The 13,920-nt window shown below is 38.2% G+C and carries 13 protein-coding genes; 9 read left to right on the forward strand and 4 right to left on the reverse strand.

Annotation, left to right across the window (positions count from 1 at the left end):
* The first annotated feature begins 20 nt into the window (after positions 1-20).
* From recO to panB, 3 genes are read left to right on the forward strand one after another with little or no spacing between them, the layout of a single operon-like run.
* Positions 21-767 carry a DNA repair protein RecO gene (gene recO / locus ACFIJW_RS10000; protein WP_375617640.1) on the forward strand — a complete coding sequence of 249 codons (747 nt, stop codon included), beginning with the start codon at positions 21-23 and terminating at the stop codon, positions 765-767.
* A 23-nt stretch (positions 768-790) separates the two neighbouring features.
* Positions 791-1,651, forward strand: coding sequence for a pantoate--beta-alanine ligase (panC, locus tag ACFIJW_RS10005; RefSeq protein ID WP_375634313.1), 861 nt, complete (start codon positions 791-793; stop codon positions 1,649-1,651).
* A complete protein-coding gene (panB, locus tag ACFIJW_RS10010) occupies positions 1,648-2,463 on the forward strand; it encodes a 3-methyl-2-oxobutanoate hydroxymethyltransferase (RefSeq protein WP_375634156.1) in 816 nt (271 codons plus the stop codon). Before panC ends, panB begins: the two co-directional genes overlap by 4 nt.
* Before the next feature lie 593 nt (positions 2,464-3,056).
* Here panB and ACFIJW_RS10015 read toward each other — a convergent pair.
* Both ACFIJW_RS10015 and ACFIJW_RS10020 read right to left on the reverse strand, forming a co-directional pair.
* Complete coding sequence (locus ACFIJW_RS10015) at positions 3,057-3,674, reverse strand: YfbR-like 5'-deoxynucleotidase (RefSeq protein WP_375634154.1); 618 nt, start codon at positions 3,672-3,674, stop codon at positions 3,057-3,059.
* A complete protein-coding gene (locus tag ACFIJW_RS10020) occupies positions 3,667-4,539 on the reverse strand; it encodes a YgfZ/GcvT domain-containing protein (RefSeq protein WP_375634314.1) in 873 nt (290 codons plus the stop codon). Before ACFIJW_RS10020 ends, ACFIJW_RS10015 begins: the two co-directional genes overlap by 8 nt.
* 64 nt (positions 4,540-4,603) lie before the next feature.
* Between ACFIJW_RS10020 and ACFIJW_RS10025 the strand changes: the two genes are divergently transcribed.
* Positions 4,604-5,932 (forward strand): dihydroorotase, encoded by a 1,329-nt coding sequence (locus ACFIJW_RS10025; RefSeq protein ID WP_375634315.1) that lies wholly within the window; start codon positions 4,604-4,606, stop codon positions 5,930-5,932.
* 416 nt (positions 5,933-6,348) lie between these two features.
* Here ACFIJW_RS10025 and ACFIJW_RS10030 read toward each other — a convergent pair whose 3' ends face one another.
* Positions 6,349-6,717 carry a TIGR02301 family protein gene (locus ACFIJW_RS10030; RefSeq protein ID WP_375634316.1) on the reverse strand — a complete coding sequence of 123 codons (369 nt, stop codon included), beginning with the start codon at positions 6,715-6,717 and terminating at the stop codon, positions 6,349-6,351.
* Between the two features lie 498 nt (positions 6,718-7,215).
* Between ACFIJW_RS10030 and cysS the strand changes: the two genes are divergently transcribed.
* From cysS to pssA, 5 genes are all read left to right on the forward strand, one after another.
* Positions 7,216-8,724 (forward strand): cysteine--tRNA ligase, encoded by a 1,509-nt coding sequence (gene cysS, locus ACFIJW_RS10035; RefSeq protein ID WP_375634317.1) that lies wholly within the window; start codon positions 7,216-7,218, stop codon positions 8,722-8,724.
* 39 nt (positions 8,725-8,763) lie between these two features.
* Positions 8,764-9,435, forward strand: coding sequence for a DUF421 domain-containing protein (locus tag ACFIJW_RS10040; protein ID WP_375634302.1), 672 nt, complete (start codon positions 8,764-8,766; stop codon positions 9,433-9,435).
* A 117-nt stretch (positions 9,436-9,552) separates the two neighbouring features.
* The gene (locus ACFIJW_RS10045) at positions 9,553-11,436 is read left to right on the forward strand and encodes an ABCB family ABC transporter ATP-binding protein/permease (protein ID WP_375634144.1); all 1,884 of its coding nucleotides are present in this window, start codon (positions 9,553-9,555) and stop codon (positions 11,434-11,436) included.
* Positions 11,437-11,553: 117 nt separating this feature from the next.
* A complete protein-coding gene (locus ACFIJW_RS10050) occupies positions 11,554-12,252 on the forward strand; it encodes a phosphatidylserine decarboxylase (RefSeq protein ID WP_375634318.1) in 699 nt (232 codons plus the stop codon).
* 8 nt (positions 12,253-12,260) lie between these two features.
* A complete protein-coding gene (gene pssA / locus ACFIJW_RS10055; RefSeq protein ID WP_375634140.1) occupies positions 12,261-13,100 on the forward strand; it encodes a CDP-diacylglycerol--serine O-phosphatidyltransferase in 840 nt (279 codons plus the stop codon).
* A 70-nt stretch (positions 13,101-13,170) separates the two neighbouring features.
* Here pssA and ACFIJW_RS10060 read toward each other — a convergent pair whose 3' ends face one another.
* On the reverse strand, positions 13,171-13,920 hold the full coding sequence (locus tag ACFIJW_RS10060) for an SDR family NAD(P)-dependent oxidoreductase (RefSeq protein WP_375634301.1): 750 nt from the start codon (positions 13,918-13,920) through the stop codon (positions 13,171-13,173).

Genomic DNA, 13,920 nt, shown 5'->3' on the forward strand with positions numbered 1-13,920 from the left:
TTAAAAATAATTAAAGTAAAATGAAGTGGAAAGAACAAGCCGTTATACTTGGTACGCGCCAATATGGTGAAACAAGTGTTATTCTTGAGATTATGACACGTGAACATGGTCGTTATATGGGAGTGGTAAAAGGGGGGCGCTCGCGTCGCATGGCAGCTCTTCTTCAACCTGGAAATTTTGTGGAGGCTGAATGGTGGGCTCGTTTAGACGAACATTTGGGACTTTTTCGGCTTGAAGCTCTTGATTTACATGCGGCACGATTAATCTGTCTACCAGAAGCACTTTATGCTTTGCAATTGATAGCTTTTCATTTGCGGCTTCTTCCCGAACGTGATCCGCACCCCATTTTATATGATATTTTACACCTTTTTATGCAGAATTTTGATGAACCATTTGTAAATGCAGAATTGCTTGTACGTTTTGAAATGCGGCTTCTTGAAGAACTTGGTTTTGGTCTTGATTTATCTTGTTGTGCTGCAACAGGTCGTCAGGAAAGGCTTCATTACGTATCACCAAAATCTGGTCGGGCTGTCTGTGAAGAAGCAGGAGAACCTTGGAAAAAAAAACTTCTTATTCTACCACAGTTTCTTGTACAAAGAATGACTCGTCCTGCTGATTTTAGTGATATAATAAATGGTTTTATACTGACGGGTTTTTTTCTTATGCGTCATGTCTGGGAGCCACGAGATATAAAGCAGCCGTCAGTGCGCATGAATTTGATACAATTGTTTGAGCGCCAATTTGGTGTACAGGCATTAATTTGTTGATCTGATGATAATTGAATGGGAAAATGAGAATTTTAAAGACAATTGCTGAAGTTCGCCAATATACTTCAGAGGAACGACGTTTAGGTTTTTCGATTGGTTTTGTTCCAACAATGGGGGCATTGCATGATGGTCATCTTGCATTAGTACAGTATGCAAGAGCAATGTGTGATCGCGTAGTAGTTTCTATTTTTGTCAATCCAAAGCAATTTGGACCTCATGAAGATTTTTCTCAATATCCAAGAGATTTGAAGGGCGATTGTGCTTTGTTAAAAGAAGCAGGTGTTGAATGTGTTTTTGCTCCTTCTGTAGATGAAATGTGGCCACCAGGAAATGACACAATTGTACAAGTGAAAAAATTATCACGTATTTTGATGGGAAAATTACGTCCAGGGCACTTTTGTGGTGTAACAAGCGTTGTTGCTAAACTTTTTAACATTGTCCAACCAGATAAGGCTTTTTTTGGGGAAAAAGATTTTCAACAAATTTTAATTATTCGGCGTATGGTTGAAGATTTGGCTTTTCCTATTGAAATCGTTGGAGTTCCTATTCTACGGGAGTCAGATGGTGTAGCTTGTTCTTCACGCAATCAGCTTTTAACATTAGAAGATCGTAAAGCTGCCAAAATTCTTCCTGAAAGTGGAAAAGCTGCTGAAAAGCTTTACCATGAAGGTGAACGGTCGGTTGATAAATTATGCAAAACTGTTCATGATATTTTACAACAAGAAACGCGTGCAATCATTGAAGCGATAGATTTACGGGATATGGAAAATTTATGCGTGATTAGAGGAACATTGAATAAACCAGCAGTTTTACTTCTTACTGTCCGCTTTGGTGAGGTAAGGCTGATTGATCAATATATATTGCAAGAGAAGGGTGGAAAATGAGTGTACATAAAACCGTAAAGCGTATAACATCTTCCGAAATACGTGCAAGAAAGGGACAACAGCCAATTGTTTCTTTAACAGCTTATCAAGCTTATACTGCGCGGATTGCTGATCCATATTGCGATATCCTTTTGGTTGGTGATAGCGTTGGGATGGTTGTGTATGGGTTTGAGACAACGCTTCCTGTTAATTTAGATATGATGATTTTACACGGGAAAGCCGTGGTGCGTGGATCTCAAAAAGCTCTTGTGGTTATTGATATGCCTTTTGGTTCTTATGAAGAAAGTCCAGAACAAGCTTTTTTTAATGCATCGCGTATTCTTGCTCAAACGGGGTGTGGTGCAGTTAAGCTTGAAGGGGGTGTTTATATAGCAGAAACAATAGATTTTTTGTGTAAACGTGGCATTCCAGTGATGGGGCACATTGGTCTTACACCCCAGGCGGTGAATCGTTTTGGTGGCTTCAAAACACAAGGACGCAAGGAGAATGATTGGCAAAGAATTGAAGCAGATGGAGCAGCGATTGAAGAGGCAGGTGCTTTTGCTGTTGTTTTAGAAGGGATTGTCGAACCTTTAGCGGTGAAACTGACAAATAAGCTTTCTATCCCTACGATCGGTATAGGGGCGTCTAATCAATGTGATGGACAAGTATTGGTTATGGAAGATATGTTGGGCTATGGTTCTCATGTGCCAAAATTTGTACGCCGTTATGGAGACCTTGAACAAGCCATGGAAACTGCAATAAAGAATTATGCAGAGGATGTCACATCTCGTGCTTTCCCAGCGGATAATGAAGTTTATAAACTAAAATAAACTTCAGTTTAAGATGAAAGGTTTGACAAGAGAACATTTGTTGTTTTGATAATAAATGTGCATTATTTAATATATTTTGTATACAATTTGAGCTGTGATTTTTTCCATTTCTTGAATGGAGTCACGCCTCTCATGCAAAACAGAACGCCATTGGGTCGCTAATTCACGTGCTTTTTTAAAGAGAGCTTTCTTAAGGCACCCAATCCTATTTCGCGACGGCGTTCGTGAATAATATAGTGGTAAGTCCCTTATGAAGTGTATAAAATTTATAGAGCACTCCCGTCTTTACGCTTCATAAGAAAGCAAGCCGGCATCATCACACACTTTGCCAATTTTCAATGCTGCGACAGCGCTTAGCACTTGAGATGGTTCATAAGAAGCATTTTAACTCTTTCTTTAAAAAATTTTACCCACACGCCAGCCCCGCTTGTGGTGTGCAAGAGAATGATTTTGATTGATTCAATATAAACAGATTTGAAATGAGTGAAGCTTACGATATTAGGAGCTCTCATTCAAAATGAAAAAACAATGAATTATTATTATAAGTCAGTGTGATGAGTCTGTAATGACAAGGAATCAACAATGCGAAGAGTCTATAATCTTTGGGCATCTAAGTCATTAAAGCGCGTTAAAAATGCGTTTTCAATGTGTTGTGTAGAATAAGGGGATAAATTAAGATCATCGGGTAGAATATTATTGGGAGAGCCAAAATAGTGAAGGGCTTCTTCTGTATTAAATCCAGCAAGCGTAATCGCTTCATAATAGGCAGCAATACGGTCGGCTTGTTTAATTTTTTTTAAAAGTTTTTGAGAAAGATCAACGGGAAGAGAAAAGCGCATGTGGATAGCATCTTGGATGCGCTTTTCAACGCGTTCATATTGTTTTCCTATGACAGCTTTAAAAGGGGAAATCATATCGCCGATGACATATTCTGGAGCATCATGAAGAAGGGTATAAAGACATTCATTGCTTCCCGATTGTGGAAAAAGTTTTTGAAATATTTGTTCAACCAAAAGTGAATGTTGTGCAACAGAATAGGCATGCTCTCCTCGTGTTTGACCGTTCCAACGTGCTACGCGAGCAAGTCCATGGGCAATATCTTCAATTTCAACATCAAAAGGAGAAGGGTTGAGAAGATCAAGTCGCCTTCCAGAGAGCATTCTTTGCCAAGCGCGGGCTTCTCCATTTTTTAATAATTCAGCTTTAGCCATGAGTGTTTTCTATAGTATTTTCAGGAAAGGTAAAATTCATATTTTCAGCAATGCTTATAGTGACAGGAATGTTTTTTACAGTAAAGGGGATGTTATGATCCATAGCATCTTTGACGTGGTCAATACGCATTAAAGCAAGAGCCTCATTTTCTACACATGTTCCCAAGTAGCCAAGCAATTTTGTTCCTGCTTCAATGCTAGATTGAGGGGTTAATTTACACTGGCCTTTTACAATAAAAATACGGCGACGTGCTGCACGGCGGTGGTGCATTCGTGAAACAATTTCTTGTCCAATATAACATCCTTTATTGAATGCAAGTCCATTGATTTGATCGTAATTAATATCATGAGGAAAGACTTTGCCAATTTCATAGTCTTGATCACTTTCCGCAATTGCATAACGGATACGCAATTGATTCCATGTGTCATGATATTCTGAAGTCAAAAAAGGTTTTTTGCCATAGATTCGTATTATTTTTTCTTGTTGTGGGAAGCGTTTATCAACAAAACTTGAATCAAAATTTAAAGCATCTGATTCATTATTCAAAGAAACTGTAACAAGCTCTTGGAATGGTTGTGTAATTTCTACTTTTTTGCGCAGCTTATAGAGCAACAGACGCTTATGGAGCGTATCAGCTAAAGGCATTCTGATATCAATCAAGTAACCATCTTCTTTTTTTCCGATAAGAAAATCAGCAAGAACCTTTCCTTGTGGGGATAAAAGGGCTCCAGGGAAAAGTTCCTGTGGACTGATTTTTTTTACATCTGTCGTGATCAGGGATTGTAGAAAATCTGTTGCTTCTTCACCTGTAATTTGAATAAGCCCGCGGTTTTTTAAGCAAATGGCATTTTGTTTTTCAATCATGGTTCTTGCCTTTCTGCTCAAAGTTACATAATCGATAAGTGAGCAATATGTAAGGAGCGTGGTTATGTTTAAAACATTTGATACAATTTTTAAAGGTGCAACACTTGTGAATCATGATGGAAGAAGCAAGCGTGATATTGGTATTACAAATGGTCGTATTGCTGAAATAGGCGACCTTACATGTGCATCGGCTAGTGAGGTCATTGATTGTACGGGGCTTCATATTTTACCAGGAATTATTGATAGCCAAGTGCATTTTCGTGAGCCAGGAAATGAATATAAGGAGGATTTGGAAAGTGGCTCGTATTCTGCTGTGTTAGGGGGTGTTACGGCAGTTTTTGAAATGCCTAATACCAATCCATTGACAACATCAGAAGAAACATTAAGCGATAAGGTTCAACGCGCATTTCATCGAATGCATTGTGATTTTGCATTTTGGGTTGGAGGAACGCGTGAAAATGCTCATGAACTATCTGAATTAGAAAGACTTCCTGGTGCGGCTGGAATTAAAGTCTTTATGGGGTCCTCTACCGGTGATCTTTTGGTTGATGATGATGAAAGTGTACGCCTTATTTTGAAGAATACACGCCGTCGTGCGGCTTTTCATTCTGAAGATGAGGCGAGGCTCAAAGAGCGTAAAATATTGCGTATTGAAGGGGATGCATCGTCACATCCGATTTGGCGTGATGAAGTTGCGGCATTAAAATGTACGCAGCGTTTGGTAAAAATTGCTCATGAGACGAAGGCTCGGATTCATGTGTTACATCTTTCGACAGAAGAAGAAATTGATTTTCTAAAAAAACATAAGGATGTTGCAACAATTGAAGTGACACAACATCATTTGACGCTCACGGCTGATGATTATAAGAAGTTTGGTACATTAATTCAGATGAATCCGCCTATTCGTGAGCCGCGCCACCGTGACGCTCTTTGGTACGGTGTTCAACAAGGAATTATTGATGTCTTAGGTTCAGATCATGCGCCTCATACTCTTGAAGAAAAACTTCAACCTTATCCCTCTTCACCTTCAGGTATGACAGGCGTGCAAACAACAGCAGCAATTATGTTGACACATGTGAATGCAGGAAAAATATCTCTTGAACGTTTTGTTGATCTCACTTCACATGGCCCTAGTCGTATTTTTGGTATAAGTTGTAAAGGGCGCATTGCTGTTGGGTTTGATGCTGATTTAACCATTGTTGATCTTAAGCGAGAAGAAATTATTACGAATAGCTTAATTGGTTCGCGTACCGGTTGGACACCTTATGATGGTCAAAAAGTTAAAGGTTGGCCTGTTGGGACTATTATCCGTGGTATGCGCGTTATGTGGGAAGGTGAAATTGTTACACCTTCACAAGGAGAGCCTGTTAAATTTATAGAAACTTTGGTGTAAAAAAATTAAAATTATAAGTATGCCGTAAAATACCATCTTTTAGAGTGGTGATATAGGGTATGTCAGCCTCTTTGGCACATAAGTGTTTTTTTATGCGTGGTAAATATTTTTAGGCTTGTTTTTAGAAACTATGAAGCAAATTACATGAGTGGGAAGCCAAGAGGAAACTTATTCAACAAGAACCTAGATTATTTACAGAGCAAATTTAGTTAAAAATCTTTGTCCGTTAAAGTGTGGGGAGGAAGCCAAAGAACAGTTTTGTATGGGGAAAAAGGCGCATATGAATAAAAGCGTATCAAGACATTATTCTTTAAACGTCTCTCTATTTTCAGAGCTGGTTTATTGCTCCCCGCATTTGTGAAAGGAGTATCATTGATATCGCTAAGATTGAGAGAGCTACTTTTTGTATAGATTAATTATTTATAATGCATGAGGAGGTTTTCAGATAAAATTCTTCCTTCCTCAATGTATCTTTGGTTGGCTTCAATGGCTGCTTGTGTACAATGATGATAATTTTCTGAGAAAGCACGATACGCTTCATTAAACGCTTCATAAAAATAAGCACGTCTTTGTGGAATGGGGCGTTCTGCTTCAATCAGTGCATTCATATAGTCATACCATTGGTTTGTTGGAGGCTCGCAAAGATTTTGGAGAGAATGCAATGATCCCAAAATTTCTGCTAGTCGGAGTAATTTTTTTTCATAAGGTGTAGATTGTTGTGCAAAGGTTGGCATTGAAATGACAAGAAATATTAAAATAATGATGTTTATCAATCTATTATGCATTATTTTTATTGCTTTCTTTGAATAAAACTCTGTAAAGATAAAATAATTTTGTCATGAGAACGGTGTAAAAAATAAAGTTAATTGCTACATTATTCTCAATTATTGATTATAAAATATAGGGCATAAGAGGTAGTAAGGAACCCATTGTGGAATATTGAAAATACTGACGAAGCTTTGTGTGGTTAAAAATTTAAGATTTTCTGCCTGCAAGCTATCTATTTTTCACATAGATTTATATTGTATTGCCTATAGATTTTTTTCTAAGCTCATTTTCTTTAAGGAGGGAAAGCATCTCTAATGATAGAACGCTTTTGTCCAATCAAATAAAATAGATTGTTTTTATGATAAACGATGAATACAGCCGTAAATACAATGGGAAAATGGTAAGAAGAATTTACTATAAGATACAAGTTTTTAGCTTAAACCGAGTAATACAATGATTTGAGATAAGATACATCTAAAAGGATCGGTGCATAATATCGTCCATGGAGTCAATAAATGAAAGAGTTGCGATTTTATAATACGCTAACACGTAAAAAAGAAAAATTTACACCAATAGATGCGACAAGAGTACGTCTTTATGTTTGTGGACCGACAATTTATGATTATGCGCATATAGGAAATGCACGTCCTGTTATTGTTTTTGATATTTTATTTCGCTTATTGCGTCATGTTTATGGCAATGAGCATGTTCTATATGCGCGTAATATTACAGATGTCGATGATAAAATTAATGCACGAGCAGCTAGCGAATATCCAAACGTATCATTGAATGAGGCTATTCGTCACTTAACAGAACGTACATATTCTCAGTTTCAACAAGATACCATAGCACTTGGTTGTCTGTTGCCAACCAGTCAGCCACGCGCCACTGAGCATTTAGAGGAGATGCGCTCTTTAATTGAAAGGTTGCTTGAAAAGGGGCACGCTTATGAAGCGGAAAATCATATATTATTTTCTGTAAGTAGCATAAAAAATCCTCCCCATTATGGGGCATTTGCAAATCGTTCTTTAGATGAAATGAGGGCGGGGGCGCGTATCGATGTTGCTGCTTATAAAAGGGAAGAGATGGATTTTGTTTTGTGGAAGCCTTCTGTGGAAGGAGAACCAGGTTGGGAATCACCGGGCGGAGTTCCTGTTTTAGGTCGTCCAGGTTGGCATATTGAATGTTCTGCAATGTCAATGGCAAAGTTATTAGCGCCCTATGGCGGTGGTTTAACCTGTGATGATCCGACCGCCAATGTTTTTGATATCCATGGTGGTGGAATTGATTTAATTTTTCCTCATCATGAAAATGAGATTGCACAAAGTTGTTCAGCTTTTGGGACGGAGCGAATGGCTAATTTTTGGATGCATAATGGTTTTTTACAAGTTGAAGGCAAAAAGATGTCGAAAAGCTTTGGCAATTTCATAACTATTCGTTCTGTTTTAGAGAATAATTTTGGGGAGTTTAATGGTATTTTAACCGATGAAATGAAGCAAAATTGGGCTGGTTTGTCTGCGCGTTTTTCGATGTTGCAAACGCATTATCGTGAACCATTAAATTGGACAGCACAGCGTTTAATAAAATCGAGCAGCGAACTGTATCGTTGGTATGAATGGCTTCGCAGCAAAAAGAGTGAGATGAAAAACAATGAAGCAATTGATGATACTTTGATAGATGCACTTAGTGATGATCTTAATACTCCAAAAGCACTGACTCTTTTGCGAAAATTTTATAAAGAAGGAAATGCTTTGGCTCTTCTGAATGGGATGAATTTATTAGGACTGTTAAGACAAGAATGGATTAAAGAAATAGATTGCCCATTATTTATGAGAAAAACTTTCCTTGATACAAAATTTATTGATCAGCGCATTGCCGAAAGACTAAGACTTATCCATAATAAAGAGTGGGAAGCAGCGGATACAATTCGTGATGAGCTTGCAGCCGAGGGGGTTCTTTTAAAAGACAGTAAGGATCCGCAGAGTGGTGAGCGCATAACTGTGTGGGAAATAAAACGATTTTAATTTCTCTATTCCTGCAGCTTCATAAAAAAGGAGAATATGATGGAATTTTTATATCATTATGGATATATCGCGCTTAAACTGGCTGTAGGTCTTGTTGCCTTCTTATTTATTTTAAGAACGACGGGGCGGGGGAGTCTTAGTCAGATGACACCAGTTGATTTGGTCAGTAATTTTGTCATGGGAGGTATTATTGGAGGAGTTATTTATAATCAGAATATTAGTAGCATTCAATTATTGCTTGTTTTATTCATCTGGCAAACCTTGATTACATCTTTTAATTTTATTGCACGCTATTCAGTTTTTTTTCGTCGTCTTATTGCAGGGCGGAATGTCACATTAGTTTTAGATGGAGTTTTCCAAATGGATAAGATTAAGAGCTTAGGGATCAATATTAATGATCTCATTACGATGTTACGTCTTAAAGGGTGTCACTTACATGAAGCTGCTTTTGTTCGTTTGGAAACCAATGGTGATTTCACTGTCATTAAAAAGGAAGAGGGAAAGAAATCGACGATTTTAATAGAAAATGGTGAAGTTATTGATGAGGGACTTAAAGAGATTGGTAAAACAAAAAAGTGGCTTCAGGCAGAATTGAAAAAAAAACATGTAAAAGTTGAAAGTTTATTCGCAGCAGAGTGGTATGAAAATATAGATCAAAATAATAAATTGTATAGTGGATTATTTCTTGTTCCTTTTTCAAAAACAGTCTAACTTCAAAAAACGGGTAGGTATAGCTTATTGGAAGCTCCGTAATGAAGAGATGAATCTATAAACAACCACAGAGGGTATTTTAGCTGTTTGTGCGGATGATAGAGAAGTAAGGACTTTATGAAACGCAATGAAATGACAAAAACTGTATCATCAGATACAGGGAGAACTCTGCACACACTTTACAATTTATGGCCCTATATGTGGCCAGTAGGTCGGCGTGATCTAAAAATGCGTGTGTTGTGGGCAATATTTTATCTTGTTTTGGCTAAGCTCGTTCTCATATCTGTACCGTATTTCTTTAAATATTCTACGAATGTGCTTGATTCAAGCTTTCAGCCACCTAAATGGTTCCCATCCAGTTGGATTATTCCCATCATGCTCGTTTTGGCATACAATGTCGCGCGTATTATGCAGGCTGGATTAAATCAATTACGCGATTCTCTGTTTGCCACTGTTGGTCAATACGCTGTTCGTCAATTAGCTTATAAAACCTTTGTACATATGCATGAGTTATCTTTGCGATTTCATTTGGAACGCCGAACAGGTGGGCTTTCTCGTGTGATTGAGCGTGGAACAAAAGGAATTGAAGCGATCGTAAGATTTTCAATTCTTAGTACAGTACCAACAGTTTTAGAATTTATATTAACGGCACTGGTATTTTACATAAGTTATGGGTGGCATTATCTTCTCATCGTTGTTGCAACAGTTGGATTATATATCGTGTTTACCATTAAGGCGAGTGATTGGCGTATTCGCATTCGGCAAAAAATGAATACAGCGGATACTGAGGCGAATACTCGCGCTGTTGATTCTCTTTTGAATTTTGAAACGGTCAAATATTTTGGTAATGAAACTCTAGAAGCCGATCGATTTGATGCTTCTATGGTAGGTTATGAAAAAGCCGCAACAAAGATTTGGACATCGTTAAGCTGGCTTAATTTTGGTCAGACTCTTATCTTTGGTATTGGAATGACGATCATGATGCTGATGTCAGCTTATGAAGTTTTTTATAAGACACAAACTTTAGGAGATTTTGTTTTTATTAATGCGCTTTTAATGCAACTTTCCATTCCACTAAATTTTATTGGTTCAATGTATCGTGATATTCGACAAGGTTTAACGGATATTGAAGCAATGTTTGATCTTTTAGATGTTCAGAAAGAGATCGTTGATAAATCGGATGCTAAACCGTTAGAGATAAGCGATGGGACCATTTGTTTTCATCAGGTAAAGTTTTCCTATGATTCGAGACGTCAGATTCTCAGAGATATTGATTTTGAAGTTCCTGGAGGAAAAACAGTCGCTATTGTCGGTCCATCGGGTGCCGGTAAATCTACTATTTCTCGGTTGCTTTTTCGGTTTTATGATGTTGATGCAGGCTCTATCACAATTGATGGGCAGGATATTCGTGACGTAACACAAAAGAGTTTGCGTGAAGCGATTGGCATGGTCCCACAAGATACGGTGTTATTTAATGATACAATTGCCTATAATATTTGCTATGGGCGTCCAAGTGCTACAGATGAAGAGATGCGCAAAGCTGCTGAAATGGCACAAATATCAAAATTTATTGAAATTTTACCGGAAGGTTTTCAGTCTATGGTAGGAGAGCGAGGTCTCAAATTATCAGGTGGTGAAAAACAACGCGTGGCTATTGCTCGGACACTTTTAAAAGCTCCTCCACTTCTTATTCTAGATGAAGCAACGGCGGCTCTTGATACGGCGACGGAACAGGAAATTCAACAAGCATTGGATATTGTAAGCCGTGGACGTACAACATTGATTATTGCTCACCGTCTTTCTACTGTTATCAATGCGGATGAAATTTTAGTTCTTAAAAGTGGTCGTATTATTGAAAATGGGACGCATACAGAGCTTTTACGCAAGAAAGGTCTTTATGCTTCAATGTGGAATAAGCAGCTTGAAGCATCGCAAGCGGAAGAAAAATTACGTAAAATGCGTGAAGAAGATGAGACGAGTGTTGTTAATCGTAAAAAATAAATAGAGCAAAATGTAATCTATATCTTTATATGGAGTGATTGATTAAATACATAAAAAGACACAAGAGGAACAAAAAGCTTTGTTGCTTGTTTAAGTTTACGATGAATAGGAAATTATATGAGTATTCTGCAATCTTTCCATAATAGCTTTGTATCGGTTCATAAAGAAGGTTATCCTTTTATTGTAGCGTTTTTTGTTATTTCGCTCATTCTTGGTTGGATATGGAGTCCGTTGTTTTGGTTTGGTCTCGTTCTCACGGTGTGGTGTGTATACTTTTTCCGTGATCCAGATCGTGTGATCCCTTTGAATTCAAATTGGGTTATGTCGCCTGCAGATGGGCGTATTTCATTTGTGGAATCATGTGTTCCACCTGAAGAATTAGGATTAGGGAAAGATGAAATGATCCGTATTTCCATTTTTATGGATGTTTTTTCATGCCATATTAATCGTATTCCTATCAGTGGTACAGTAGAGTCTATCGTTTATCAGCCAGGTCGATTTACTAATGCTGACTTTGATAAAGCTAGTCAGTTTAATGAGCGTAATGGGGTGGTAATTGATAGCAAACATGGTAAAATTGGTGTCGTACAAATAGCGGGAATGGTTGCGCGCCGGATTGTTTGCTGGTCAAAAGAAAACGATGCCGTTATGACTGGTGAGCGATTTGGATTGATTCGTTTTGGTTCTCGCCTTGATGTTTATATACCAACTGAAATGAAATTGCGTGTTGCAGTTGGACAGACAGCAATTGCTGGAGAAACAGTTTTGGGTTCTTTTGATGATAAGAGTGCCACAACGGACTTCAGATACGATTAGGACTCACAATGAAAAATTTTTCGCCATTTTCTTCATTCAATCCTGAGGGGCAGCATGATGATGTTGCAAATCGGCGGCGTTCACCTACATCAATGCGGTATGTCATTCCTAATATCATTACTATTTTAGCAATTTGTGCAGGGATGAGCAGCATTCGTTTGGCTTTTGAACATCGCTATGAAGCTGCTATTTTAATGGTGCTTTTGGCCGCAGTTTTAGATGGTGCTGATGGTCGCATTGCCCGTTTAATAGATGGTAGTTCATCTTTTGGGGCACAGATGGATTCTCTTGCTGATGTTATAAATTTTGGTGTTACCCCTGCACTCATTGTTTATTCTTTTATCTTGAATCAAGCAAATCACATTGGTTGGGTTGCTGCCCTTGTTTATTGTGTTGCTTGTTGTTTGCGATTAGCACGTTTTAATGTGATGTTAGATAATCCCAATATACCTAAGTGGCAGAAAAGTTATTTTGTTGGTGTTCCAGCACCAGCAGGAGCATTATTACTTTTATTGCCTACCTATTTAGGCACTCTTGGTTTGGTCCCCAATTGGGGGTGGGCATTATTTTTTAGTCTTTATACTGTAATTATTGCTTTTCTTTTGATTAGTCGTTTACCGGTATGGAATGCAAAAACAATTGATCAAAATTTAAGGCGCGATATCGTTATACCGTGCATGTTGGTCATTGTTATTTATGTCGGTTTTCTTGCGACTTACACATGGGAAACTTTATTGATTACAGCTGTTAGCTATATGATTTTTCTCCCTTGTAGTTTTATCGCTTATAATAAACGTGCTACTTTAGAAGAGAAAAAGGCTGATGCTAAAGCTATCCAAGAATTATAAAGTGCTTCATTCTTCTGTCGAAAAGCACAGGAAAAAGAGAGAGTCAAACGATTTACTTCTCATATGATGATCAATCAGGTACATGATAATCTACAAACCGATTTTTATGGACATTAAAGAGTTTTCCAGTTTCCTTTAAATCAGGTGATAACAAATGGACTATCTTTTTTGCAACCTCTTGTGGTGAAGGGAGAGTTTGTGGATCTTCACCGGGCATAGCTTCAGCGCGCATGGCAGTGCGTGTGGCACCAGGGTTGACACAATTAATCTTAATAGGGGTTTGTTTGAGTTCTTCTGCCCAACAGCGGGCAATCACCTCTAAAGCCGCTTTAGAGGCTGCATAAGCTCCCCAGAAAGGGCGCGCAGCATGCGCAACGCTTGAGGATAACAGGATGGCTCGTCCAGCATCAGATTCACGTAATAAAGGCTCAACGGCTTTCATTAAGCGCCATTGGCTGAAAAGATTTATTTGAAAAACATCTTCAAATACCGTGTTTTCTATATGCGCTATTGGTGAGAGTGTTCCAAGAATTCCTGCGTTTGCAACGATAATATCAAGTTTTTTCCAGCGTTTGGCAATTGAGATAGCAAGGGTATCGATGTTTTCCATATGATGCAAGTCAAGGGGAACAAGGGTTGCATGAGCCCCTTTTTCTCGGATTTGATTATCTAATTCAGTAAGTCCACTGACTGTTCGTGCAAGAGCAATAATATGAGCGCCGTGTGCAGCAAGCTCGAGTGCCAAATAATAGCCAATCCCTCTTGATGCGCCAGTAACAAGTGCAACACGCCCATGGAGACTAAAGTCACGTTTTGTCAT

This window comes from Bartonella sp. MM97QHHN, from assembly GCF_042194285.1.
Classification (GTDB): domain Bacteria; phylum Pseudomonadota; class Alphaproteobacteria; order Rhizobiales; family Rhizobiaceae; genus Bartonella.